Genomic DNA, 23,667 nt, shown 5'->3' on the forward strand with positions numbered 1-23,667 from the left:
CCTGTCAGGCCGGGCCCACCAGCCCGGAGACGATCTCGGCGGACAGCGCCACCAGCGGCAGCCCGCCCCCGGGGTGCGCCGAACCGCCGACCAGGAACAGCCCCGGCAGCGGCGAGGCGTTCGCCGGGCGCAGGAACGCCGCACGCGCGCCGTTGGACGACGTCCCGTAGATAGAGCCGCCCACGCTGCCGGTGGCCCGGCCCAGGTCGGCCGGGGTGCGCACCTCGCGCCAGCGCACCCGGTCGCGCACGTCCAGCCCACGGTCGGCGAGCACCTGCAGCACCCGGTCGGCGTAGGAGTCGGCCAGCCCGGGGGCGTCCCAGTCCACCCCGCGGCCGGGCTCGTGCCGCGGGGCGTTGACCAGCACGAACCAGGACTCGCTGTCGGCGTCGGGGCGGGTGGCCGGGTCGTCGGGGGAGCTCACGTAGACCGTCGGGTCGGCCAGGGGGCGGGGGTGGGTGAACAGCCCGTCGAACTCGGCGTCGTAGTCGGCCGGGAAGAGCACCGTGTGGTGGGCTGCGCCCGGTGTCCGCCCGCGCAGCGCGAGCAGCAGCACGAACCCCGAGGACGACGGCGTCGCCCGCGCCAGAGCCGCCCGGGCCCGGCGGACCGGGGCGTCGCGGGGGAGCAGGCGGTCGTAGAGCGCGGTGGCGTCGGCGTTGGCCACCACCACGTCGGCGGGCAGCCGGGACCCGTCGGCCAGCTGCACCCCCGTCGTCCGGCCGCCCTCGACGAGCACTCGGGTGACCGCGGTGGACGTGCGGACCTCCGCACCCCGTTCGACCGCGCGGTCGGCCACGGCGAGGGCCAGCCGGCGCAGCCCACCGCGGACGTACCAGGAGCCGAAGGCCTGCTCGACGTACGGGACGGTGGCCAGCGCGGCCGGCGCGCGGCGGGGGTCGGAGCCGGAGTAGGTGGCGTAGCGGTCCAGCAGCACCCGCAGCCGGGGGTCGGTCAGGTAGCGGGTGCCCAGCCCGCGCAGCGAGGACCACGGCGCGACGGTGCCGACGTCGGCGGTCGAGCGGGCCAGCCGGGCCAGGGTGCGGGCGCCCTCCAGCGGTGAGCGCAGGAACGGCTGCTCCGTGACCCGCCACATCTCCGCCGCCCGGTCGAGGAACGCCGCCCACTCCGGACCCAGCGCCGGGCGCACCCGCTCGAGGTCCCCGGGGACGGCGAGCCGGGTGCCGTCGGCGAACCGGTAGGACACCGCGGGGTCGAGCCGGACCAGGTCCAGGACGTCGTCCAGCGGGGCCCCGGTGGCCGCGAACAGGTCGCGGAACACCTGCGGGAGCGTGACCAGGGAGGGGCCGGTGTCGAAGCCGTGCCCGTCGCGGGCGAACCAGCCCAGCTTCCCGCCCACCTCGGGGGTCTGCTCCAGCACCGTCACCCGGTGCCCTCCGGCGGCCAGCCGCGCCGCCGCGGCCAGCCCACCGAGCCCGGCTCCCACCACCACCACACGAGCCACGCCCCCCACGGTAGGAGGGGCGCGCTCACTAGGCTGCACGGATGCCCAGCGACGTGTGGACCCCCGTCGGGCTGCGGCGTGGCACGACGGTGCGCATGCACCACCGGGAGGCCGGCCACGGCGGCCGGCCCCTGGTCCTCGTCCACGGGCTCGGGATGTCCGGGCGGTCGATGAAGCCGGCGCTGACGGTCCTGGCTCGCGGTGGGCGGACGCTGGCCCCGGACCTGCCCGGCTACGGCCGCACCCGCGGCGGTGGCCGCACGCTGGGCATCGCCGGGCTGGCCGACGCGCTGGTCGGCTGGCTGGACGCCACCGGGCTGGACGACGTCGAGGGCGGGATCGACCTGGTCGGGCACTCCCTGGGCGCCCAGGTGGTGGCCGACGTGGCCCGCCGGCGTCCGGACCTGGTGCGGCACCTGGTGCTGGTCGGCCCCACCCGCGACCCCAGCGCCCCGCGGTGGTGGCAGCAGGCCGGTCGGCTGGCCCTGGACGCACCGCGGGAGCGGCCCGGGCTGCTGCTCGTGGCGACCGTGGACTACCTGCGGGCGGGCCCGCTGACGATGGTGGCGGTGCTGCGGCACGCGCTGCGCCGACCCGAGGAGCGCGCGATGTCCGACGTCGACGTCCCCACCCTGGTGCTGCGCGGCAGCCGGGACCCGGTCGCCGGGCAGCAGTGGTGCGAGGACCTGGCCGCGGTGCTGCCGCAGGGCCGGTTGCAGGTGCTCCCCGGCGCCGCGCACGGGTTGAACTTCTCCCGCCCCGAGGCGTTCGCCGCTGCCGTCACGGACTTCTGCCGGTGACCACGCTGCTGGGCGTGGCCTACCGCGTCGAGACCGGACTGCGTGACCTGGCGGCCCGGATCGCCCGGGGTCGCGGGTGGGTGCCGGTGGCCATCCCCTTCCCCGGCTACGGCAGCGGCGGGCGGGTGCGGGTGCTGGGCCGGGTGCTGTTGGCCCCGGCCGGCACGCACCCGGAGTCCCGGCTGCGCATCCCGGGCTGGCAGCGCTTCCTCACCCTGGAGGCCCCGCGCACCGGGGTGGACGTCGAGGTCGCCGGCGTCCGGTCGCACGTGGTCAGCGACGCCGACGGCCTGGTCGACACCGTGCTCGACGTCGCCCGCACCCTGGACGGCCGCCCCACGGTGCCCGTCCGGATGCGCACCGGCGCCCGGTCGGCCACCGCGCCGACGCACCTGTCCTCCCGGGACGCCCACCGCGGGGTGGTCTGCGACATCGACGACACGGTGATCATCACCGAGATCGCGCACCCGCTGCGGGCGGCCTACCGCACGTTCGTGCAGCGCAGCCGCAACCGCCGGGCCGTGCCCGGGATGGCCGACCTGCTGCAGGAGCTGACCCAGGGCCGCGAGCACGTGCCGGTGCTGTACCTGTCCAACGGCCCGTGGAACCTGATCGGGCCGCTGTCGGCGTTCCTCGAGCGCAACGGCTTCCCGCCCGGCCCGCTGCTGCTCACCGACTGGGGGCTGCAGCCCGACCGGTGGTTCCGGGACGGGCAGGCGCACAAGCGCGGCTCGCTGCTCCGGCTGGCCGAGGACATGCCCGGGGTCGACTGGACCCTGGTCGGGGACACCGGCGAGCACGACCCGGCGCTCTACGAGGAGTTCGCCCGGGCCCACCCCGACCGGGTCACCGAGATCCTGCTGCGCGACGTCGGCGTCGGCGGGCCGGTGGTCGGCCGGGTGGGGACGACGCCGGTGGTGCGGGCCGCGGACGGTGCCGGGCTCAGCCGCGGACGGGCGACGCTGCAGCGCTGACCAGCTCGGCCAGGGCGGCGTCGGACTCGGCCAGGGCGCCCCGGTCGTGGGTGCTGGAGGAGGCGACCAGCTCGGCTGCCCCGGTGCGGGCCACCAGCTCGGCCAGCTGCTCGGCGACGACGTGCGGGCTGCCGGCGACCGCGCCGGCCACGGTCTGCTCGACGTACCGCTGCTGCGTGGGCGTCATCGGCCCGATCGCGGCCACCGGCTCCAGGGCCGGGAAGACCCCGGTGGTGCGGGCCCGGGCCATCGCCCAGGCCTCGGGCAGCAGCAGCTCGCGGGCCTGGGCGTCGGAGTCGGCGACCAGCACGTCCAGGCTCACCGCCACCCAGGGCTCCGCTGCCTGCGCGGAGGGCCGGAACGCCTGTCGGTAGCGGTCCAGCGGTTCCTCCGGCGCGCGCAGCAGCGGCCCGCCGACGACGACGGGCAGCCCCAGCGCGGCGGCGACGTCCAGACCGTGCCCGGTGGCCAGCACGAAGAGCGGGACGGCGGCGGCCGGGCGGGGGTGCGCGGTGATCTCGGCCGTGCCCTCCAGGTGGGCGCGCAGCTCGGCCAGGTCGGTGGCGAAGTCGGTGTCGGCCTGCCGCAGCGCGCGGCGGACCGGGGCGGTGAACCCGGGGGAGCGGCCCACCCCCAGGTCGACCCGGCCCGGGGCGACCGCGGCCAGGGTGGCGAACTGCTCGGCGACGACCAGCGGCTGGTGGTGCGGCAGCATGACGCCGGCCGAGCCCAGCCGGATCGTCGTCGTCCGGCCGGCGAGCACCGCCAGCAGCACCGCCGGCGCGGACCCGGCCACCCCGGGGACGCCGTGGTGCTCGGCCACCCAGAACCGGTCGTAGCCCAGCTGCTCCGCGCGCACCGCCCGCTCCAGGGTGTGCCCGATGGCGGTCGCGTCGCTCGCGCCCACCCGGGTGCGGGTGCGGTCCAGCAGGGAGAGCGCGACGTCCATGGCGGGTGCAACGCCGGTCGGCCCCCCGGGGAGTCCCGGACGCGGTAGGAAGGACGGGTGAGCCGAGTCAACGACGTGGGCGGTGCGATCGGGTTCCCGGCGGTCGTGGAGGAACCGGACGAACCGCGTTTCCACCACGACTGGGAGGCCCACGTGGTCGCGCTGAACGGGGCGCTCATCCGCCGCGGCGTCTACAACCTGGACGAGTTCCGGGACGCCCAGGAGCGGCTGCCGGTCGAGCAGTTCCGCAGCTCGGGCTACTACGAGCGCTGGTTCGCCGCGATCGGCACGCTGCTGGTCGAGAAGGGCGTCTGCGCGCCCGGGGAGCTGGCGCCGTGACCTTCGCCCCCGGGGACGCCGTGCGGGCCCGGACCGTCGACGTCGCCGGGCACACCCGGCTGCCCGGCTACGCCCGCGGCGCCCGCGGGGTGGTCGTCGAGGTCGCCGGGGCGCACCCGCTGGCCGACGACCGGGCCCGCGGCCTGGACGTGCCGGCCCAGCCGGTCTACCACGTGCGGTTCGCCGCCCGGGAGCTGTTCGGCGAGGGCGACCACTCGGTCGTCGTCGAGCTGTGGCACGACCACCTGGAAGGGCCCGCATGAGCGCCGACCACGCCAGTTCCACGATCTCCGCGGAGGTCCGGCACCTCGAGGCGCTGCTGGAGGCCCGCGGCCTGCTCGACCCCGGGGAGATCGACACCCGGATCGACGAGTTCGCCGCCGGCGGCACCCCGGCCAACGGCGCCCGCGTCGTCGCCCGTGCCTGGACCGACGACGGCTTCCGCGCCCGGCTGCTCGCCGACGCCAACGCCGCGTTGCCCGAGGTCGGCCTGTCGATGGCCGGGGGACTGCAGGAGCAGCGGCTGAAGGTGGTCGCCAACAGCGCCGACGAGCACCACGTGCTGGTCTGCACCCTCTGCAGCTGCTACCCGATCGCCCTGCTGGGGCCCTCGCCGAGCTGGTACAAGTCCGAGGCCTACCGCTCCCGGGTCGTCCGCGACCCGCGGTCGGTGCTGGCGGAGTTCGGCGTCGAGCTGCCCGCCGACACCCGCATCTCGGTCTGGGACGCCTCCGCGGAGTCGCGCTACCTGGTGCTGCCCCGCCGGCCCGAGGGCACCGCGGACCTCACCGAGGAGGCCCTCGCCGGGCTGGTCACCCGCAAGGGCCTCATCGGCACGGCACTGGTCTAACCGCGCGCGGCGAGCGCCCGGGCGTAGACGTCGACGGTCTGCCGGGCGATCGCCGGCCAGCCGAACTCGGCCAGCACGCGCTCGCGCCCGGCGGCACCCATCCGGGCGGCCCGGTCGGGGTCGGCGAGCAGCTCGGCCATGCGGGCGGCCAGGCCGGCGGCGAACGCGACCGGGTCGGCCTCGTCGTAGGGCACCAGCAGCCCGGTCCGGCCGTCGTCGACGACCTCGGGGATGCCGCCGACGGCCGAGGCCACCACGGCGGTGCCGCAGGCGGCGGCCTCCAGGTTCACGATCCCGAGCGGCTCGTACACCGAGGGGACGACGAACACCGTCGCCCCGGTGATCAGCGGGACGAGCTTCTCCCGCGGCAGCATCTCCTCGATCCAGACCACCCCGGTACGCCGGGCCTGCAGCTCGGCGACCGCGTCGGCGACCTGCTGGCGCTCGGCCGGGGTGTCCGCGGCGCCGGCGCACAGCACCAGGCCGGCGTCCTCGGGCAGCTGCTCGGCGGCGGCCAGCAGGTGCACCAGGCCTTTCTGGCGGGTGATCCGGCCGACGAACAGGGCGTAGGGCCGGGCCGGGTCCACGCCCACCGAGCGGACGACGTCGTCGTCCGGCGTGGGCCGGTAGGCCTGGGCGTCGACGCCGTTGCCCACCACGAGGACCTTCGCCGGGTCGAGGTCGGGGTAGGCGTCCAGCACGTCGGTGCGCATCCCGTTGCTCACCGCGACGACGGCGTCGGCGGCGAGGTAGGCGGTGCGCTCGACCCAGCTGGAGAGCCGGTAGCCCCCGCCCAGCTGCTCGGCCTTCCACGGCCGGCGCGGCTCGAGGGAGTGCGCGGTGACCACGTGCGGGATTCCGTGCACGAGCGAGGCCAGCTGCCCGGCGTGGTTGGCGTACCAGGTGTGGGAGTGCACGAGGTCGGCCCCGGCCAGCGCGGCGGCGATCTCGACGTCCACCCCGACCGCCTGCAGCGCGCCGTTGGCGTCGGCCAGCCCGGCCGGGACGGCGTGCGCGGTGGCGTCGGAGCGGGGACCGCCGAAGCAGTGCACGTCCAGCTCCGGTCCGTCGGGCAGCTCCCGCATCGCGGCCACGAGGTGCTCGACGTGGACGCCGGCACCCCCGTAGACGTCCGGCGGCCATTCCCGGGTGACGACTCCCACGCGCATGCGGCAGACCCTAGAGCGGGGGTGGACGGACGCGCAGCGCGGTCGGTGCGACGACCGGGTGCGCACGGGTGCGTCCCGGGCATTAGGTTGATCACATGCGTGGCAGCCCGCGGGTCCTCGGCATCGTCCTCGCCGGTGGAGAGGGCAAACGACTCTCCCCGCTGACCCAGGACCGGGCCAAGCCCGCCGTCCCGTTCGGCGGCAACTACCGGTTGATCGACTTCGTGCTGTCCAACCTGGTGAACGCCGAGATCCGGCAGATCGCCGTGCTCACCCAGTACAAGAGCCACTCACTGGACCGGCACATCACCACCACGTGGCGGATGAGCAGCCTGCTGGGCAACTACGTCACCCCGGTGCCCGCCCAGCAGCGCCTGGGCCCGCGCTGGTTCACCGGCAGTGCCGACGCGATCTTCCAGTCGCTGAACCTCATCTACGACGCCCGCCCGGAGATCGTCGTCGTCTTCGGTGCCGACCACGTCTACCGCATGGACCCCTCGCAGATGATCGACCAGCACCTGCAGACCGGGGCCGGCGTCACCGTCGCCGGGCTGCGCGTGCCGCGCCACGAGGCCACCGAGTTCGGCGTCATCGACGCCACCGCCGAGGGCAAGGTGAAGAGCTTCCTGGAGAAGCCCGCCGACCCGCCCGGCCTGCCCGACAGCCCCGAGGAGAGCTTCGCCTCGATGGGCAACTACGTCTTCACCACCGACGCGCTGCTCGAGGCGCTGCGGGCCGACGCCGAGGACGAGTCCTCGGTGCACGACATGGGCGGGTCGATCATGCCGATGCTGGCCGACAAGGGCGAGGCCTGGGTCTACGACTTCTCCACCAACGTCGTCCCCGGCGCGACCGACCGCGACCACGGCTACTGGCGCGACGTGGGGACGATGGACTCCTACTACGACGCGCACATGGACCTGCGGTCGGTCACCCCGGTCTTCAACCTCTACAACGACCGGTGGCCGATCTACACGCTGCCCCCGCAGCTCCCGCCGGCCAAGTTCGTCCTCGGCGGCCGCGCCGAGGACTCCATGGTCAGCGCCGGGGTCATCGTCGGCGGCGGGTCCGTGCGTGGCTCGGTGCTCAGCCCCGGCGTGCGCGTGGACCGGGCCAGCACCGTCGAGGACAGCGTGCTGATGGACGGCGTGCACATCGGGGAGGGCGCGGTCGTCCGGCGGGCGATCCTGGACAAGAACGTCGTCGTCCCGCCGTGGGCCCGGATCGGGGTGGACCTCGAGGAGGACCGCACCCGGTACCACGTCAGCGCGGGCGGGGTCACCGTCCTGGGCAAGGGCGCCCGCGCGATCGTGTGAGCGCGCCCCTGGTGGTCACCCTGCTCCTCGCCGAGGAGGCGCAGGGCCGCTTCGACCGGCTGCGCGAGCAGCACTTCCCGGCCGACCGGAACCACCTGGCCGCCCACGTCACGCTGTTCCACGCGGTGCCCGGTGAGCACTTGGACCGGGTCACCGCCGACCTCGGGACGACGGCCGACCGGGCACCGTTCGACGTCGAGGTCACCGGGCTGCGGCTGCTCGGTCGCGGCGTCGCCTACGACCTCGCCGCCCCCGAGCTGACCGCGCTGCGGGCGGACCTGGCCCGGTCCTGGGCGCCGTGGCTCACCCGCCAGGACGCCTCGTGGAAGCACGCGCACGTCACGGTGCAGAACAAGGTGCGACCCGAGCAGGCGAAGGCCCTGTACGACGACCTGGCCGGCTCGTTCGCCCCCGAGCGGGTGCCCGCGGTCGGGTTGGGGCTCTGGCGCTACCTGGGCGGCCCGTGGGAGCCGGTGGAGCGCTTCGCCTTCTAGTCCGCGCGCTTGGTGGCCACGAGCAGGCCCGCGCCCACCGGGACGACGGCGCACACCAGCGCCTCGTCGTCCTTCACGCCGCGCACCATCTCCCGCCAGGCGACCGTCTGCGGGTCGCGCTGCTTGCGGTCCCCGACGTGGGACTCGGAGATCCCGTGCAGCACCAGCGAGCCGCCCGGGCGCACCAGGCCCAGCAGCGCCGGCAGCTGCTTGGAGTACTCCGCCGGCGGGCCGGCGCAGGTGACGATGTCGTAGGCCTCGGTCGACAGCCGGGGGAGCACCTCGCCGACGGTGCCGAAGATCAGCCGGGTCCGGCCGTTGGCGATGCCCGCGTCGGCGAAGGTCCGGCGGGCCGCGCGCAGCTCGGTGGGGTCGGCGTCCAACGCGGTGAGGACGCCGTCGGGTCGCATGCCCTGCAGCAGCCAGAGCGCGGCGACCCCGCCCCCGCCGCCGATGGTGACCACCGAGCGGGCACCCGCGGTGGCGGCGAGCACGGCCAGCGTGGCGCCCACGGCGGGCTCGACGGGGGGCACCGTGCCCAGCGCGCCGACCGCGGCGGCGGCCCGGTGGCGGGCGGCGACCAGCGCGGGGGACTCGGCGGCGAAGGTGGCCGCGTACGCCGCGGCGTCGGTGGGGGAGCCACCCACGGGCGGCGGTCCGGCGGCGCTGGTCACCGGGCGAGGGTAGTGGACGGGCACCTGTGGGGTGTCTGTGAGCTGGGCGGACGGGGAACACCGGGGGCCTCGTCGTCCGTTGGGGCGGGTGTGCGGCTGAAGCGTGCGTCCTCGGATCCCGGCTCCACCACCCGTGTGGGCGGCACCGCCCCCCGTGGGGAGGTCGCGGGGGCCGCCGTCTGCGATCCTGGGGACGTGACCGAGCCTGCCGCCGCCGCCGACGTCTGGGTGGCGCCCACCTGGGAACAGGTCGTCCGCGACCACTCCGCCCGGGTGTACCGGTTGGCCTACCGGCTCTCGGGCAACGCCCAGGACGCCGAGGACCTGACCCAGGAGACGTTCGTCCGGGTGTTCCGCTCGCTGGCGGACTTCACCCCGGGCACCTTCGAGGGCTGGCTGCACCGGATCACCACCAACCTCTTCCTGGACATGGTCCGGCGCCGGCAGCGGATCCGCTTCGACGCCCTGCCCGAGGACACCGAGCGGCTGCCGGGCACGGCCCCCTCGCCCGAGCAGGTCTACGCCGACACCCACCTCGACCCGCAGGTCCAGGCGGCGCTGGACGCCCTGTCCCCGGAGTTCCGGGTGGCGGTCGTGCTGTGCGACATCGAGGGCCTGACCTACGAGGAGATCTCGGCGACCCTGGGCATCAAGCTCGGCACCGTCCGCAGCCGCATCCACCGCGGCCGGGTGCAGCTGCGCGAGGCCCTGGCCCACCTGGCCCCCCAGCGCCGTCCGGTCGCGGAGGGCGCACGGTGAACGTCCCGGAGAGCCACCTCGCACAGGAGGCCATCGCCGCGCTGGTCGACGGCGAGCTCTCCGGGGGAGCCGCCGGCCGTGCGGCCCGGCACCTCACCGGCTGCCTGCAGTGCCGGCTCGCCGTCGCGGCCCAGCGGGAGGCGAAGGCCGCCCTGCACGACAGCGACGACGTGGTCGTGCCCGGTGACCTGATGTCCCGGCTGCGCGCCATCCCCTTCACCGCCGACGTGTCGGCCTCCGGTGGCTTCGGCGGGTCCACGCCGCTGTTCGCCACCTCCGACCGGGTGCTGGGCAACGGGTTCTCGGTCTCCCTGGCCCCCGACGCCCCCGCCCGCGCGGGCCAGGCCCGGTGGCTGCGCCGCGGTGTGGCTGCCGGTCTCGCGGGGTTGGGTCTGGGCGTGGTCGCGCTGGCCGCGTCGCTGCCGGCCACCGACGCGGCCCAGGTCGCCCGGCCCGCGGTCGTCGTCGACACCGTCGAGGGGCTCTCCGAGCGCACCGAGGTCGTCCCGCCCGTCGTCCGCACCGAGACCGTGGGCGCCACCACCGAGCTCACCGGCGGGACCCCCTGAGCGAGACCCCCGAGCGGCCCGACGACGGCGGCTACGGCCGCCCCACCGGCGCCGAGGGCTCCTTCGACCGTGGCCCGTCGGTCCCGGCACCGGCCCGCCGCGCCCCGGAGCCCGCCCCGGAGCAGCGGACGGCGTTCGGCCGCCCCGACCAGGTCGAGGGCTCCTTCGCCGAGGACCGCCCCACGCCCCGCCCCCGACCGCTGCCCGCCCCGCCGCCGGAGGCCGTGCTGCGCGCGTTCGCCCCGCGCGCCGGCCAGTCCGGGATCGGCGAGCCACCCGGTGGCCGCCCCGGCCGGCGACGCACCGCCACCGGCCCGTGGTGGAAGTCCGACGCCGCCGACGACCCGTGGCGCGACCCGGCCTCCCCGGCCCGGCTCGGCGCCCCGGCCGTCTACGCCGAGGAGGCCGCCGAGGACGACGGGCCGCTCGTCGTCGACCCCCGCGGCCGCCGGCGGCTGCGGCTGGGCGACGTGTCGATCCGGTTGGGCGCCCTGGCGCTGCTGGCCCTGGTCTTCGTGGCCGCCCTGGGTGGTTCGCTGGGCTGGTACCTGGGCCGGACCGCCGACGAGGAGCCGCTGCTCTCCCCGGGCACCTCGATCACCCAGGTGTCCCCGGGCATCACCCGCGAGCCGGGGTCGATCTCGGAGATCGCCGCTGCGGTCAGCCCGGCCGTGGTCTCGATCGAGGTGCGCGTCGGGGAGGCCGGCGGGTCGGGTTCCGGCGTCGTCATCGACGCCGACTCCGGCTACATCGTCACCAACAACCACGTGGTCTCCGGCGCCGACGGGGTCGAGGGCGCCGAGATCCGCGCCGTGTTCTCCGACGGCAGCGGCTCGGCGGCGACCATCGTCGGGCGCGACCCGGCCAGCGACCTCGCCGTCCTCCAGGTGGACAAGCCCGGGCTCGTGCAGGCCACCCTCGGCACGTCCGACCAGGTCGTCGTCGGGGACCCGGTCGTGGCGCTGGGCTCGCCGCTGGGTCTGGCCGGCACGGTCACCAGCGGCATCGTCAGCGCCCTGGACCGCCCGGTGCGGCTCTCCGGCCAGGGCAGCGACACCAACGCCGTGATCAACGCCGTGCAGACCGACGCCCCGATCAACCCGGGCAACTCCGGCGGTGCCCTGGTGGACGCCACCGGCGCGCTGATCGGCATCAACACCGCCATCGCCTCCCTGGGCAGCGGCTCGATCGGGCTGAGCTTCGCGATCCCGGTGGACACCGTCGACCGGATCGCCGAGCAGCTGATCAGCACCGGCACCGCCGTGCACGCCTCGCTGGGCGTCCAGGCCCGCTCGGTCACCGACGGTGCCCGGGACGGCGCGCTGGTGGTCAACGTCGAGCCCGGCAGCCCGGCCGAGCAGGCCGGCATCGTCGAGCAGGACGTCGTCATCGCCGTTGACGGTCAGCGGGTGGGCAGCAGCGAGGAGCTCGTGGTCGCCGTGGACGCCCGGTCCCCGGGCGACGTGGTCACCATCGAGGTGGTCCGCGGTGGCGGGTCCACCGAGGTGCAGGCGACCCTCACCACGGCCTGAGCCCACGCTCAGGCGGCCTGCCTACAGTGGGTCCGACGGCTTCACGGGAGGGGGTGGCAGGTGTTCGACTCGATCGGCTGGGGCGAGATCATCGTCCTCGGGCTCGCCGCCCTGTTCATCTTCGGGCCCGAGCGGCTGCCCTCGCTGGCCAAGGACGCCGCCCAGGGGCTCAAGCGGGTCCGCGAGGCCGTGACCGGCGTGCGGGGCCAGCTGCACGACAGCCTGGGCGAGGACTTCGACCAGCTGCGCGACCTGGACCTGCGGCAGTACAACCCCAAGACCTTCATCCGGCAGCAGCTGGTGGGGGACGACGAGTCCCCGGTGCGCCGGGCGTCGGGGCCGCGGTCGGCGACCCCGGCAGCGGCCGCCGTCGGTGCGAGCAGGGCGCGGGACCGCACGCGGCCCGCGCCCTACGACACCGACGCGACCTGATCTACCGTCGGACGGGCGTGAGCCCCAGCGACATGCCCGACAGCCCGCGGGAGCGCACCGCCAGGCCCTCGGCGATCTTCTCCATCGCCTGCGCGGCCGGGGCGTCGGGCTGCGCCAGCACGATCGGGGCACCGGCGTCCCCGGCCTCGCGCAGCCGCGTGTCCAGCGGGATCTGACCCAGCAGCGGCACACGGGCGCCCAGGGTCTTGGTCAGCGCGTCGGAGACGGCCTGGCCGCCACCGGAGCCGAAGAGCTCCATCCGGGAGCCGTCGGGCAGCTCGAGCCAGGACATGTTCTCCACGACCCCGACCACCTGCTGGTGGGTCTGGGTCGCGATCGCCCCGGCGCGCTCGGCCACCTCGGCAGCGGCCTGCTGCGGGGTGGTCACCACCAGGATCTCGGCGTTCGGGACCAGCTGGGCCACCGAGATGGCGACGTCGCCGGTGCCCGGGGGGAGGTCCATGAGCAGCACGTCCAGGTCGCCCCACCAGACGTCGGCGAGGAACTGCTGCAGCGCGCGGTGCAGCATCGGGCCACGCCACACGACGGGGGTGTTGCCCGGGGTGAACATGCCGATGGAGATGACCTTCACGCCGTAGGACTGCGGCGGCATGATCATGTTCTCGACCTGGGTGGGCTTGTCGTCCACGCCCAGCATGCGGGGCACCGAGTGGCCGTAGATGTCGGCGTCCACGACGCCGACGGAGAGGCCGCGGCGGGCCAGCGAGGCGGCCAGGTTGACCGTGACGCTGGACTTGCCCACCCCGCCCTTGCCGGAGGCGACCGCGTAGACCCGGGTCAGCGAGCCCGGCTGGGCGAAGGGGATCACGGCCTCGGGTGCGTCGGTGCCGCGCACGGTCTTGCGCAGCTCGGTGCGCTGCTCGTCGTTCATCACGTCCAGGCCGACCTGCACGGTGGTCACCCCGGGCACCCGGGTGACGGCCTCGGTGACCCGGTCGGTGATGGTGTCGCGCATCGGGCAGCCGGAGACGGTCAGGTACACCTCGACCCGGACCGCGCCGGGGTCACCGCCCACGCCCAGCTGGACGTCCTTGATCATCCCGAGCTCCGGCAGCGGCCGGTTGATCTCGGGGTCCTGGACGGTGGCCAGGGCTGCGTTGACGGCGTCGAGCGCCGGCGTGCCGGTCATCGTCTCGGTCATGGCGCCACTGTACGACCGCTGTTCCGGGCCCTCCCTAGGCTGCGCGGTCGTGACGACCGACGCGACCCGCGCCTCCACGCTGCGCGACGCGATCGGTCTCGGCGTCGCCGTGGGTCTGTACGGCGTCGCCTTCGGTGCGGCCGCGGTGACGGCCGGGCTGGACCCCTGGCAGGCCTGCGCGCTGTCCCTGCTCATGTTCACCGGGGCCTCCCAGTTCGCGCTGGTCGGCGTGCTCGGCGCCGGTGGGGGAGCGCTCGCCGCGGTCGGCAGCGCCCTGCTCCTGGGCACCCGCAACACCGTCTACGGGGTCCGGCTGGTGCCGCTGCTGCAGACGCGGGGCGCGGCGCGACGGGCGGCGACGGCGCACTGGGTGATCGACGAGACCACCGCGCTGGCCGTGGCCGCCCCGGACCGGGAGCTGGCCCGGCTGGCCTTCACCGCCGGTGGCGCGACCATCTACCTCGGCTGGAACGTGATGACGCTGGTCGGCGCGCTGGGCGCCGAGGGGCTGGGCGGCACGGCGCAGGCCGCGCTGGACGCCGTCGTGCCGGCGGCCTTCCTCGCGCTGCTGTGGCCCCGGCTGCAGCGGGCCTGGGCCGAGCCCGCCGCCCAGCGCCGGGTCGCCCTCGGCGGTGCGGTGGTGGCGCTCGCGCTCACCCCGTTCGTGCCGGCCGGGGTGCAGGTGATCGCCGCGGTGGTGGCGGTCGCGCTGGCCGGGAGGTGGCGGCGGTGAGCACCGGGACGCTGTGGACGGTGGTGCTGGTGGCCTCGGTGGGCTGCTACCTGCTGAAGCTGGCCGGGCTCAGCGTGCCCGCCGCCTGGGTGGAGCACCCGGTCGTGCGCCGGGTGGTCGAGTTCGTCCCGGCCGCGCTGCTGGGCGCCCTGGTCGCCGTGCAGGCGGCGACCTCCGGAGCGCAGCTGGTCGTGGACGGGCGGCTGGCCGGTCTCGCGGTCGCCGCGCTCGCCCTGGCCCTCCGGGCGCCCTTCGTGGTGGTCCTGCTGCTGGCCGGCCTGACCGGTGCCGCCGTGCTCTGGCTGACCTGAGGAGCGACGGTGTCGGACCTTCCCGAGCAGTGGGGCGTGACCCCGGCCGAGGTCGCCGCGACGTACGGCTGCGACGGGCTGCGACCCGGTGCGCCGCTGCGCTGGCTGCGCGGGGTGGACGTCGCCGCCCCGCGCGAGGTGGCGTTCCGCTGGCTCTGCCAGCTGCGCGCGGCGCCCTACAGCTACGACCTGGTGGACAACCTCGGCCGGCGCAGTCCGCAGACCCTCACCCCGGGTCTGGACGAGCTGGCGGTGGGTCAGCGGGTGGCCACGGTGTTCCGGGTGCACGCGTTCGTGCCGGGGGAGGAGCTGACCCTGGTGCTCCCGCCCGGCCCGGTCGCCCGGGCCTCCGGTGACATGGCGGTCAGCTACGCCGCCCTCCCCGGGGACGACGACGCGACGAGTCGGCTGGTCGCCGTCCTGCGCGTGCAGGCGCTGCCGAGGCCGGTGGCCGCGGCGCTGTGCTGGGGGGACCTCGTGATGATGCGCCGGCAGCTGCTGAACCTGGCCCGGCTGGCTGCCGGGGGCCGAGGAGCGGACTGACCGGTCTTCTGGTCGGCTGTCCGCGAACGTGGCACCGCTCACAGCCGGTCGGGCCGCACCGTCGAGCCCGAGGAGGCTGCTCCGTGTCACCGGAGGTCCTGTCCCTGCTGGTGCTGCTGGGGATCCTGGTCATCGCCACCCTGCTGCCGATCGACATGGGCGTGCTCGGCTTCGGCGCCGCGTTCCTGGTGGGCGCCGTCGTGCTCGGTCTGAGCACCGACGAGGTGCTGGCCGGGTTCCCGGCCGACCTCGTGGTGACCCTGATCGGGATCACGTACCTGTTCGGCATCGCGCAGGTCAACGGCACGGTCGACCTGCTGGTCGCCGGGGCGGTCCGCGCGGTGGGTGGCCGGGTCGCCCTCGTGCCGTGGGTGATGTTCGCCGTCAGCGCCGTGCTGATCGGGATCGGTGCGCTCTTCGCCGTCGCCATCGTCGCGCCGATCGCGCTGCGCTTCGCCGCGCGGCACCGGATCGACCCGCTCTACATGGGCATGATGGTCGTCCACGGCGCGCTGGGCGGGGCGTTCACGCCGATCAGCGTCTACGGCAGCTTCGTCAACGGCCTGGTGCGCGACAGCGACCTCGCCGGCAGTCCGCTCGCCCTCGCGCTGGCCCCGCTGGGCTTCAACCTGGCGATCGCCGCCGCGCTGACCGTGTGGCTGGGCCGCCGGCGGGTCCCCGTCGCCGTCGGTGCCCCGGGCGCTGCGGCCGAGCCCGACGCCGACGCGGTCCCGGGGGCGTCCCGGGTGACCCTGGTGCAGGCCGCCACGGTGGCGGGCATCCTCCTGCTCGCGGTGCTGACGGTGGTCTGGCAGGTCGACGTCGGGTTCGCCTCGCTGCTGATCGGCGCGGGTCTGGCCCTGCTGGACCCGAAGGGCACCCGTCGGGCGGTGGACTCGGTGGCCTGGTCGACGGTGCTGCTGATCGCCGGGGTGCTCACCTACGTCGGCGTGCTGCAGGCCGCCGGCACGATCGACCTGGTCAGCAGCGGCATCGCCGGGCTCGGCGTCCCGCTGCTGGCGGCGCTGCTGATCTGCTACCTGGGCGGCATCGCCTCGGCGTTCGCCTCGTCGGTGGCGATGCTCGGGGTCATGGTGCCGCTGGCGCTGCCGTTCCTGCAGCAGGGCGGCATCGGCCCCATCGGCTTCGTCGCGGCGCTGGCCGTGGCCACCACCGTGGTCGACGTCAGCCCCTTCTCCACCAACGGGGCACTGGTGCTCGCCAACGCCCCGGCCGGCACCGACCGGGAGCGTTTCTACAAGCGGATGCTGGGCTACGCCGGCACGGTCACCGTGCTGGGCCCGCTCCTGGCGTGGGCGGTGTTCGTGCTGCCCGGGTGGGGCTGACGCCGTCGGTCAGCTCTTCCCGGCGTCCTCGCGGGCCTGCTCGCGCTTGCGCTTGCGCTCCTTCTTGCGCCGCTCCGCGGTCTCCTCGCTGAGGTCCTCGGGCACCAGCCGGGCCAGCTCGCCGCGGATGAAGTCCCGGGTCGCGAGCTCACCGACGGCCACCCGGAGTGAGGCCAGCTCGCGGGCCAGGTACTCGGTGTCGGCGCGGGTGGAGGCGGCCCGGCTGCGGTCCTCCTCGGACTGCACCCGGTCGCGGTCGGCCTGCCGGTTCTGGGCCAGCAGGATCAGCGGCGCGGCATAGGCGGCCTGGGTGGAGAACGCCAGGTTGAGCAGGATGAACGGGTAGGGGTCCCAGCGCAGCTGCACCGCGGTCACGTTCAGCACGATCCAGACGATCACGATGATCGTCTGGACGGCCAGGAACCGGCCGGTGCCCAGGAACCGGGCGATGCCCTCGGCGAACTTGCCGACCGCGTCGGGGTCCAGCCGCAGGAACTGGAACGCCGTCCGGCTGCTGCGCGGGACGTCGAGCCGGCCGGTCTCGGGCCGGCGGTCGCCGTCAGCCACGGCGGGCACGCTCCCGCCAGTCGGTGGGCAGCAGGTGGTCCAGCACGTCGTCCACGCTGACCGCACCGACGAGACGGCCCTGCGGGTCGACCACCGGGGCGGCGACCAGGTTGTAGGTGGCGAAGTAGCGGGTCACCTCGGCCAGCGGGGTCTCCGGGCGCAGCGGCTCGAGGTCGTCGAGCACGCCGGACACCAGCGTCGAGGGGGGCTCCCGCAGCAACCGCTGGATGTGCGCCAGCCCCAGGTAACGACCCGTCGGGGTCGCCGAGGGTGGGCGGCAGACGTAGACCTGGCTGGCCAGCGACGGGGTGAGCTCCGGGGCCCGCACCCGGGCCAGTGCCTCGGCGATCGTGGCGTCGGGGGAGAGGATGACCGGCTCGCTGGTCATCATCCCGCCGGCGGTGTCCTCGGAGTACTTCAGCAGCTGGCGGACCGGCTCGGCCTCGTCGGGCTCCATCAGCTCCAGCAGCCGGTTGCGGTCGACGTTGGGCAGCTCGGCGAGCAGGTCTGCGGCGTCGTCGGGGTCCATCGCCTCGAGCACGTCGGCGGCCCGGTTCTCGCTCAGCGTGCCCAGGATGACGATCTGCTCGGCCTCGGGCAGCTCGCCCAGCACGTCGGCCAGCCGGTCGTCGTCCATCGAGTCCGCGACCTCGTGCCGGCGCTTGAGCGGCAGGTCCTGGAGGGCGTGCGCCATGTCGGCGGGGTTGAGGTCGCGGTAGGTGGCGATCAGCGTCTCGGCCGACTGCCCCACCTGCGGCAGCCCCAGGCCGGTGACCTCGTCCCAGGCCAGCTGGTGGGTGTGCCCGCGGCGGCCCAGCCGCCCGGGCTCCTGGACGGCGAGCCGGGAGAGCACCCAGTCACCGGTCCGGGTCTGCTCGATCGCGGCGTCGGTGACCGTCGCCGGACGCCCGGTCTCGGTGACCGTCACGCTGCGGTCGGCCAGCTCGCCGAGCACGAGCGTCTCCCCGGCGCGCTGCTCGAACCGCTTGAGGTTGACCGTGCCGGAGGCCAGCATCACCGCGGTCGCGTCGACGGCGGTGACCCGGCCCATCGGGCAGAAGATCCGCCGTCGGGCCACGACCTCGACGATCAGCCCGAGCACCCGGGGCGCCGCGGTGCCCACCCGCAGGGCCACCAGGACGTCGCGGACCTTGCCCACCCGGTCGCCGTTGGGGTCGAAGACGGTCAGCCCGGCGAGCCGGGAGACGTAGGCCCTGGTCACCGTGGTCACAGCGGCCTCCTCGTCAGGTCTCGCGCGTCAGGTCACGGGGCCACCGCGCGGCCCACGACCACACGACGGTGATCACCAGCGGTGAGGCTACCGTCGCGCCCGTGACACCCCGGACCGCCGAGCTGGCCTACGAGGTCGTGGACGTCTTCGCGCCCCGTCCCTTCGCCGGGAACCCCCTCGCGGTCGTCCTGGACGCCGGGGCGCTGAGCACGGAGCAGTGCCAGGCGCTCGCCCGGGAGTTCCACCTGTCGGAGACCACGTTCGTCTCCGACGTCGGGGACGGCGGCTACCGGGTGCGGATCTTCACCACCGACACCGAGCTGCCCTTCGCCGGGCACCCCAGCGTGGGCACCGCGCACACCCTGGTGCGCCTGGGCCTGCTGCCGGCCGGCGTGGTGCAGCAGCACTGCGGGGTGGGCACGGTGCCGGTCGCGGTCACCGGGGACGGCGCCCGGCTGACCGGCGGGCCCGTCCAGCTGCGGCCCGGACCGTCCGCGGCCGACCTCGCGCCCGCCGTCGGCCTCACCCCGGACGACGTCACCGGGCGCCCGGCGCACCTGGTCGGCTGCGGCCTCGAGTTCGCCCAGCTGGACGTGCGGCCCGGCGCGCTGGACCGGGCCCGGCCCGACCGCCGGGCCCTGGACGCCCTGCTGCCCGAGGTGCGGGGCGGGATCTCCCTGCTCGAGCGCGGGACCGGCACCGAGCACACGGTGCGGGTCTTCGCCGGGGGGCTGTCGTGGGAGGAGGACCCGGCCACCGGGTCCGCCGCGCTGGGCACCGGGGTCTGGCTGGCCACCGAGGGCCTGGCCGGGGAGGGGACGACGGGCTACCGCCTGCACCAGGGTGCCGTGCTGCGTCGTCCCTCGGTGCTGGACGGGACCGTCACCGTCGTCGACGGGCAGCCGGTCGGCGCCACCGTCGAGGGCACCGTGCACCCGGTCGCCCGCGGCACGATCGCCGTCCCGGCGTGACAGCCGAGCCGACGACGGCCGACCCCGCCTGGGCGCTGCACCGGCCCGGCACCCGCGACGTCGTGATCATGGCCGTCGCGGTGGTCGGGGTCTCGCTGTCGGGGCCGATGACCGCCCTCGTCGCCGCACCCGCGCTGGCCATCGCGTTCTGGCGCAACGCGGCCGGTGCGGCGGCCCTGCTGCCGGTGCTGCTCACCCGGGAGCGCAGCACGCTGACCGGGCTGCGGCTGCGCGACCTGCGCAGCTCGGTGGTGGCCGGGCTCTTCCTGGCCGCCCACTTCGCCGCCTGGCTGCCCAGCCTGTCGATGACCACCGTGGCGGCCTCCATCGCGCTGGTCACCACCACCCCGATCTGGACGGCGCTGGCCGCTCGGCTGTCCGGGGTGCGGCTGCCGGCCCAGGTGTGGTGGGGCCTCGCCCTGGCCGTCGCCGGCGCCGCGCTCATCGCCGGGGTCGACGTCACCGTCTCGCTGCGCGCGCTGGCCGGGGACGGCCTGGCCCTGCTCGGGGCGATCGCCGCCGCCGGGTACGTGCTGGCCGGGGCCAAGGCCCGGGTGCGGCTGTCCACCTCGGCGTACGCGGTGGTCTGCTACTCCACCTGCGCGGTGGTCGTCGCGGCCGCGGCGCTGCTCGTCGGGATCCCGCTCACCGGGTTCAGCGCCCGCGACTGGTGGCTGATCGCCGGCATCACCGTGGTCGCCCAGCTGCTCGGGCACACGCTGTTCAACCTGGTGCTGTCCACGGTCGGGCCCACCGTGGTCGGGCTGGCCATCCTGCTCGAGGTGCCCGGCGCGCTGCTCGTGGCGCTGGTGCTGCTGCAGCAGCTGCCCCCGCTGCTGGCGCTGCCGGGGATGGTGCTCGTCGTCGTCGGCGTCGCCCTGGTGGTGCGGGCGTCCCGGCCGGTGGCGGCCACCGAGCCCGTCACCTGAGGGCCGCTGGTTAGTCTCCGTTCACGTCCCATCCCCGATCAGCGGAGGCACCGTGGCCGAGCTCCGATCCCGTCGTTCCAACCTGGCCGTCCCCGGCAGCAACCCCCGGTTCCTGGAGAAGGCCAAGGGCCTCCCCGCGGACCAGGTGTTCCTGGACCTGGAGGACGCCTGCGCGCCGCTGGCCAAGCCCGGCGCCCGGAAGAACATCGTCGCCGCCCTGAACGAGGGCGGCTGGGGCGACAAGATCCGCACCGTCCGGGTGAACGACTGGACGACGGAGTGGACCTTCCAGGACGTCATCGAGGTCGTCGGGGGCGCCGGGGCGAACCTGGACGCGATCATGCTGCCCAAGGTCCAGGACGCCGGCCAGGTGCAGGCCCTGGACATGCTGCTCTCCCAGATCGAGAAGGCCAACGGCCTCGAGGTCGGGAAGATCGGCATCGAGGCGCAGATCGAGACCGCGCAGGGCCTCATCAACGTCAACCAGATCGCGTTCGCCAGCCCGCGGATCGAGACGATCATCTACGGCCCGGCCGACTTCATGGCCTCGATCAACATGAAGTCCCTGGTCGTGGGGGCGCTGCACCCGGACTACCCGGGCGACCCGTTCCACTACATCCTCATGCAGATCCTGATGGCCGCCCGCGCCCGCGGCGTGCAGGCCATCGACGGGCCCTTCCTCCAGGTGCGGGACGTGCCGGCCTTCGAGGAGGTCGCCAGGCGCTCGGCGATGCTCGGCTTCGACGGCAAGTGGGTGCTGCACCCGGGCCAGATCGACGCCGCCAACGAGATCTACGCGCCCTCGCAGGAGGACTACGACCACGCCGAGCTGATCCTGGACGCCTACGAGTGGGCCACCAGCGAGGCCGGGGGCAAGAAGGGCTCGGCGATGCTCGGCGACGAGATGATCGACGAGGCCAGCCGCAAGATGGCCCTGGTCATCTCCGGCAAGGGCCGGGCGGCCGGGATGAGCCGGACGTCGTCCTTCACCCCGCCGGAGGACTGAGCGGGCTGCCGGGCCGGACCCCCTCGCCGTGCGGCGAGGGGGTCCGCCTAGAAGGAGCTGGTGACCGACACCAGCGCGACGACCCAGATGACGATGAAGACGGCGTAGAAGGCGGCCGCGATGCCGCCGATGATGATGCCGGCCAGCGCCATCCCGTCGCCCTCCTCGCCGGTCTGCCGGATCTGCCGGCGGGCCACGATGCCCAGGACCAGCCCCACCGGCGCGAACACGAAGGCGAACACCAGCGCGAGGATCGCGGTGGTGTTGGTCGGGCGGCGCACCACGAAGACGGGCTGGCCGTACCCCGGGGGAGGGCCGTACCCGGGCGGGGGGCCGTAGCCGGGGGGTGGGCCGTAGCCGGGGGGAGGGCCGTACCCGGGGGGAGGGCCGTAGGAGGCCGGCGGCGCGGCGCGCTGCACCGGCGGGTCGCCCCGGTAGAAGCCGTCCTGGGGCTCGCTCACGTGGGTCCTCCTCGCCGCGGGGTGGTGGAGCTCAGGCCCCGATGACCGCCGCCGGCAGCTGGGCCATCCGGGCGGCGATCGAGCGGGCCGCGGACAGGGTCGCATCCGGGTCGTCCCCGATGACGACGGACACGACCGTGCCGCGCGCCTGCGCCACGATCACCTGGGGCGTGCCGGTGGACAGCTGGTACTGCACGACGACGGAGTCGGCGGTCAGTCCCTCCGCGGACGGCGGGGTCACGAAGGTGCGGTCGGCGGACTCGCACCCGGCGAAGGCGGTCCGCAGCTCGGCCAGGGCCTGGGCGGCGGCGTCGGCGCCGTCGTAGGAGATCGACTCGCTGGTCAGCTGGGGGGACCCGGTCTCGTCCACCGCGACCACCGGGAACTTCGCCGTCCGGCGGGCCTCGGAGGGGAACGAGGTCTCACAGAGGCCCTCGAAGCTGGGGTTGTCGCTGAGGTCGCCGTCCTCGACGGGGTTGGACTGCACGTCCCAGCCCTCGGGCAGGTCCGCGACCCGCAGGGCCGAGGCCAGGGCGGCCTCGTCCGGGCTGGTCACCGCTGTCGGGTCCAGCGCGGCCGCGGCGGACTCCTCGGCCTCGGCCGGGGCCGGCTCCGGGGACGTCGCGGCCGGTGAACTGCTGGTTGCGCTGCTGGCGGCCGGGCTGGCGTCCCCGTCGGTGCTGCTGCAGCTCGTCACGAGCAGGGCCGTGGCCAGGGCGAACGGGGCGAGCAGGCGCAGGCGGCGGGTCGTCACGGAAGCGACGGTAGTCGGCTCCGGGTGTGGTCGAGGCCACGCCTGGACCGTCGGTGTCCTGCCGCATACTCCCCGGTGACAGGACACCGTCGTCCCCGAGGAGTGCAGAGCGATGACCCGCCTGGCGCAGACCGCCGACCTGACCGAGATCCAGACCGAGATCCTGTCCACGGTCCGGACGTTCGTGGACCGGGAGATCATCCCGCGGGCCCAGGAGCTCGAGCACTCCGACACCTACCCGCAGGAGATCGTCGACGGGATGAAGGAGATGGGGCTCTTCGGCCTCATGATCCCGGAGGAGTACGGCGGCCTCGGCGAGAGCCTGCTGACCTACGTGCTGGTCGTGGAGGAGATCGCCCGCGGCTGGATGAGCGTCTCGGGCGTCATCAACACCCACTTCATCGTCGCCTACATGCTGATCCAGCACGGCACCCCGGAGCAGAAGGAGCGCTACCTGCCCCGGATGGCCACCGGCGAGGTGCGCGGGGCGTTCTCCATGAGCGAGCCGGGGCTGGGCTCCGACGTCGCCGCGATCCGCACCCGGGCCAAGAAGGACGCCGAGGGCGGCTACACGATCGACGGCGAGAAGATGTGGCTGACCAACGGCGGCAGCTCCACGCTGGTCGCCGCGCTGGTGCGCACCGACGAGGGCGGGGAGAAGGCCCACCAGAACCTGACCACGTTCCTCGTCGAGAAGCCCACCGGGTTCGGCGAGGTCAAGCCCGGGCTGAGCATCCCCGGCAAGATCGACAAGATGGGCTACAAGGGCGTGGACACCACCAGCATGGTGTTCGACGGCTACCAGGCCAGCGCCGACGACATCCTGGGCGGGGTGCCCGGCAAGGGCTTCGCGCACATGATGGACGGCGTCGAGGTCGGCCGGGTCAACGTCGCGGCCCGGGCCTGCGGCATCTCCATCCGCGCCTTCGAGCTGGCCGTCGAGTACGCCCAGCAGCGCGAGACCTTCGGCAAGAAGATCGCCCAGCACCAGGCGATCGCCTTCCAGCTGGCCGAGATGGCCACCAAGGTCGAGGCCAGCCACCTGATGATGGTCAACGCGGCCAAGCTCAAGGACAGCGGCAAGCGCAACGACGTCGAGGCCGGCATGGCCAAGCTGCTGGCGAGTGAGTACTGCGCCGAGGTGACCACCCAGTCCTTCAGGATCCACGGCGGCTACGGGTACTCCAAGGAGTACGAGATCGAGCGGCTCATGCGCGAGGCGCCCTTCCTGCTCATCGGCGAGGGCACCAGCGAGATCCAGAAGACGATCATCAGCCGGGGTCTGCTCAAGACCTACGCCAGCAAGCGCTGAGTCCCCCGGGCGGTGACCT

28 protein-coding genes are annotated in these 23,667 nt (G+C 74.8%); 19 read left to right on the forward strand and 9 right to left on the reverse strand.

The window, feature by feature from the left end; genetic code table 11:
- Positions 1–4: 4 nt before the first annotated feature.
- Positions 5–1,465, reverse strand: a complete 1,461-nt coding sequence (crtI, locus tag F1C76_15400) for a phytoene desaturase (protein ID QNG37782.1) — start codon at positions 1,463–1,465, stop codon at positions 5–7.
- A 41-nt stretch (positions 1,466–1,506) separates the two neighbouring features.
- Between crtI and F1C76_15405 the strand changes: the two genes are divergently transcribed.
- Together F1C76_15405 and F1C76_15410 are read left to right on the forward strand one after the other, a co-directional pair.
- On the forward strand, positions 1,507–2,265 hold the full coding sequence (locus F1C76_15405; GenBank protein QNG37783.1) for an alpha/beta hydrolase: 759 nt from the start codon (positions 1,507–1,509) through the stop codon (positions 2,263–2,265).
- Positions 2,262–3,239 carry a DUF2183 domain-containing protein gene (locus tag F1C76_15410; GenBank protein ID QNG37784.1) on the forward strand — a complete coding sequence of 326 codons (978 nt, stop codon included), beginning with the start codon at positions 2,262–2,264 and terminating at the stop codon, positions 3,237–3,239. Before F1C76_15405 ends, F1C76_15410 begins: the two co-directional genes overlap by 4 nt.
- Here F1C76_15410 and F1C76_15415 read toward each other — a convergent pair.
- Complete coding sequence (locus F1C76_15415) at positions 3,208–4,188, reverse strand: MsnO8 family LLM class oxidoreductase (protein ID QNG37785.1); 981 nt, start codon at positions 4,186–4,188, stop codon at positions 3,208–3,210. The two genes, F1C76_15410 and F1C76_15415, sit on opposite strands and share 32 nt — an antisense overlap.
- A 57-nt stretch (positions 4,189–4,245) precedes the next feature.
- Between F1C76_15415 and F1C76_15420 the strand changes: the two genes are divergently transcribed.
- From F1C76_15420 to F1C76_15430, 3 genes are read left to right on the forward strand one after another with little or no spacing between them, the layout of a single operon-like run.
- Complete coding sequence (locus tag F1C76_15420; GenBank protein ID QNG37786.1) at positions 4,246–4,527, forward strand: nitrile hydratase subunit beta; 282 nt, start codon at positions 4,246–4,248, stop codon at positions 4,525–4,527.
- A complete protein-coding gene (locus tag F1C76_15425) occupies positions 4,524–4,790 on the forward strand; it encodes a nitrile hydratase subunit beta (protein ID QNG37787.1) in 267 nt (88 codons plus the stop codon). The genes F1C76_15420 and F1C76_15425 overlap by 4 nt, the downstream gene beginning before the upstream one ends.
- Positions 4,787–5,377, forward strand: a complete 591-nt coding sequence (locus F1C76_15430; protein ID QNG37788.1) for a nitrile hydratase subunit alpha — start codon at positions 4,787–4,789, stop codon at positions 5,375–5,377. Before F1C76_15425 ends, F1C76_15430 begins: the two co-directional genes overlap by 4 nt.
- Here the strand turns inward: F1C76_15430 and glgA are convergent.
- Positions 5,374–6,546 carry a glycogen synthase gene (gene glgA, locus F1C76_15435; protein ID QNG37789.1) on the reverse strand — a complete coding sequence of 391 codons (1,173 nt, stop codon included), beginning with the start codon at positions 6,544–6,546 and terminating at the stop codon, positions 5,374–5,376. The genes F1C76_15430 and glgA overlap by 4 nt on opposite strands.
- A 95-nt stretch (positions 6,547–6,641) precedes the next feature.
- Between glgA and glgC the strand changes: the two genes are divergently transcribed.
- The gene (gene glgC, locus F1C76_15440; protein ID QNG37790.1) at positions 6,642–7,862 is read left to right on the forward strand and encodes a glucose-1-phosphate adenylyltransferase; all 1,221 of its coding nucleotides are present in this window, start codon (positions 6,642–6,644) and stop codon (positions 7,860–7,862) included.
- Positions 7,859–8,356, forward strand: a complete 498-nt coding sequence (locus F1C76_15445; protein QNG37791.1) for a 2'-5' RNA ligase family protein — start codon at positions 7,859–7,861, stop codon at positions 8,354–8,356. Before glgC ends, F1C76_15445 begins: the two co-directional genes overlap by 4 nt.
- Here F1C76_15445 and F1C76_15450 read toward each other — a convergent pair.
- Positions 8,353–9,030, reverse strand: a complete 678-nt coding sequence (locus F1C76_15450) for a methyltransferase (GenBank protein QNG37792.1) — start codon at positions 9,028–9,030, stop codon at positions 8,353–8,355. The genes F1C76_15445 and F1C76_15450 overlap by 4 nt on opposite strands.
- Before the next feature lie 195 nt (positions 9,031–9,225).
- On the opposite strand from F1C76_15450, the gene sigE reads away from it, so the two are divergent.
- The 4 genes from sigE to F1C76_15470 are packed head-to-tail and all read left to right on the forward strand — an operon-like array spanning position 9,226 to position 12,322.
- Positions 9,226–9,789 carry an RNA polymerase sigma factor SigE gene (sigE, locus tag F1C76_15455; protein QNG37793.1) on the forward strand — a complete coding sequence of 188 codons (564 nt, stop codon included), beginning with the start codon at positions 9,226–9,228 and terminating at the stop codon, positions 9,787–9,789.
- Positions 9,786–10,358 carry a hypothetical protein gene (locus F1C76_15460; protein ID QNG37794.1) on the forward strand — a complete coding sequence of 191 codons (573 nt, stop codon included), beginning with the start codon at positions 9,786–9,788 and terminating at the stop codon, positions 10,356–10,358. The genes sigE and F1C76_15460 overlap by 4 nt, the downstream gene beginning before the upstream one ends.
- On the forward strand, positions 10,355–11,890 hold the full coding sequence (locus F1C76_15465) for a PDZ domain-containing protein (GenBank protein QNG39287.1): 1,536 nt from the start codon (positions 10,355–10,357) through the stop codon (positions 11,888–11,890). Before F1C76_15460 ends, F1C76_15465 begins: the two co-directional genes overlap by 4 nt.
- A gap of 60 nt (positions 11,891–11,950) precedes the next feature.
- Positions 11,951–12,322, forward strand: coding sequence for a translocase (locus F1C76_15470; protein ID QNG37795.1), 372 nt, complete (start codon positions 11,951–11,953; stop codon positions 12,320–12,322).
- A gap of 1 nt (position 12,323) precedes the next feature.
- Here the strand turns inward: F1C76_15470 and F1C76_15475 are convergent, their stop codons facing one another.
- Entirely contained in the window at positions 12,324–13,484 is a 1,161-nt protein-coding gene (locus F1C76_15475; protein ID QNG37796.1) for an Mrp/NBP35 family ATP-binding protein, read from the reverse strand.
- On the opposite strand from F1C76_15475, the gene F1C76_15480 reads away from it, so the two are divergent.
- The 4 genes from F1C76_15480 to F1C76_15495 all read left to right on the forward strand — a co-directional run bounded on the left by F1C76_15480 (position 13,483) and on the right by F1C76_15495 (position 16,417).
- Positions 13,483–14,217, forward strand: coding sequence for a branched-chain amino acid ABC transporter permease (locus tag F1C76_15480; protein QNG37797.1), 735 nt, complete (start codon positions 13,483–13,485; stop codon positions 14,215–14,217). The two genes, F1C76_15475 and F1C76_15480, sit on opposite strands and share 2 nt — an antisense overlap.
- Complete coding sequence (locus tag F1C76_15485; GenBank protein QNG37798.1) at positions 14,214–14,528, forward strand: AzlD domain-containing protein; 315 nt, start codon at positions 14,214–14,216, stop codon at positions 14,526–14,528. The genes F1C76_15480 and F1C76_15485 overlap by 4 nt, the downstream gene beginning before the upstream one ends.
- 36 nt (positions 14,529–14,564) lie before the next feature.
- Positions 14,565–15,071, forward strand: a complete 507-nt coding sequence (locus F1C76_15490) for an SRPBCC family protein (protein QNG39288.1) — start codon at positions 14,565–14,567, stop codon at positions 15,069–15,071.
- A gap of 83 nt (positions 15,072–15,154) precedes the next feature.
- Complete coding sequence (locus tag F1C76_15495) at positions 15,155–16,417, forward strand: hypothetical protein (GenBank protein QNG37799.1); 1,263 nt, start codon at positions 15,155–15,157, stop codon at positions 16,415–16,417.
- A 9-nt stretch (positions 16,418–16,426) separates the two neighbouring features.
- Here F1C76_15495 and F1C76_15500 read toward each other — a convergent pair whose 3' ends face one another.
- Together F1C76_15500 and F1C76_15505 are read right to left on the reverse strand one after the other, a co-directional pair.
- Positions 16,427–16,984: a DUF1003 domain-containing protein gene (locus F1C76_15500; protein QNG37800.1), complete on the reverse strand. Its 558-nt coding sequence runs from the start codon at positions 16,982–16,984 to the stop codon at positions 16,427–16,429.
- Positions 16,977–18,215, reverse strand: a complete 1,239-nt coding sequence (locus tag F1C76_15505) for a CBS domain-containing protein (GenBank protein ID QNG37801.1) — start codon at positions 18,213–18,215, stop codon at positions 16,977–16,979. Before F1C76_15505 ends, F1C76_15500 begins: the two co-directional genes overlap by 8 nt.
- 122 nt (positions 18,216–18,337) lie before the next feature.
- On the opposite strand from F1C76_15505, the gene F1C76_15510 reads away from it, so the two are divergent.
- The 3 genes from F1C76_15510 (at position 18,338) to F1C76_15520 (ending at position 21,121) form a co-directional block, all read left to right on the forward strand.
- Positions 18,338–19,186: a PhzF family phenazine biosynthesis protein gene (locus F1C76_15510; protein QNG39289.1), complete on the forward strand. Its 849-nt coding sequence runs from the start codon at positions 18,338–18,340 to the stop codon at positions 19,184–19,186.
- Between the two features lie 68 nt (positions 19,187–19,254).
- Positions 19,255–20,115, forward strand: coding sequence for an EamA family transporter (locus F1C76_15515; protein QNG39290.1), 861 nt, complete (start codon positions 19,255–19,257; stop codon positions 20,113–20,115).
- Between the two features lie 52 nt (positions 20,116–20,167).
- The gene (locus F1C76_15520) at positions 20,168–21,121 is read left to right on the forward strand and encodes a CoA ester lyase (protein ID QNG37802.1); all 954 of its coding nucleotides are present in this window, start codon (positions 20,168–20,170) and stop codon (positions 21,119–21,121) included.
- Positions 21,122–21,168: 47 nt separating this feature from the next.
- Here F1C76_15520 and F1C76_15525 read toward each other — a convergent pair whose 3' ends face one another.
- Together F1C76_15525 and F1C76_15530 are read right to left on the reverse strand one after the other, a co-directional pair.
- On the reverse strand, positions 21,169–21,687 hold the full coding sequence (locus F1C76_15525; protein QNG37803.1) for a DUF4190 domain-containing protein: 519 nt from the start codon (positions 21,685–21,687) through the stop codon (positions 21,169–21,171).
- Complete coding sequence (locus F1C76_15530; GenBank protein ID QNG37804.1) at positions 21,614–22,336, reverse strand: hypothetical protein; 723 nt, start codon at positions 22,334–22,336, stop codon at positions 21,614–21,616. Before F1C76_15530 ends, F1C76_15525 begins: the two co-directional genes overlap by 74 nt.
- 112 nt (positions 22,337–22,448) lie before the next feature.
- Between F1C76_15530 and F1C76_15535 the strand changes: the two genes are divergently transcribed.
- The gene (locus tag F1C76_15535) at positions 22,449–23,648 is read left to right on the forward strand and encodes an acyl-CoA dehydrogenase (GenBank protein ID QNG37805.1); all 1,200 of its coding nucleotides are present in this window, start codon (positions 22,449–22,451) and stop codon (positions 23,646–23,648) included.
- The last annotated feature ends 19 nt before the right edge of the window (positions 23,649–23,667 follow it).

This window comes from Geodermatophilaceae bacterium NBWT11 (genome assembly GCA_014218215.1).
GTDB lineage: Bacteria > Actinomycetota > Actinomycetes > Mycobacteriales > Geodermatophilaceae > Klenkia.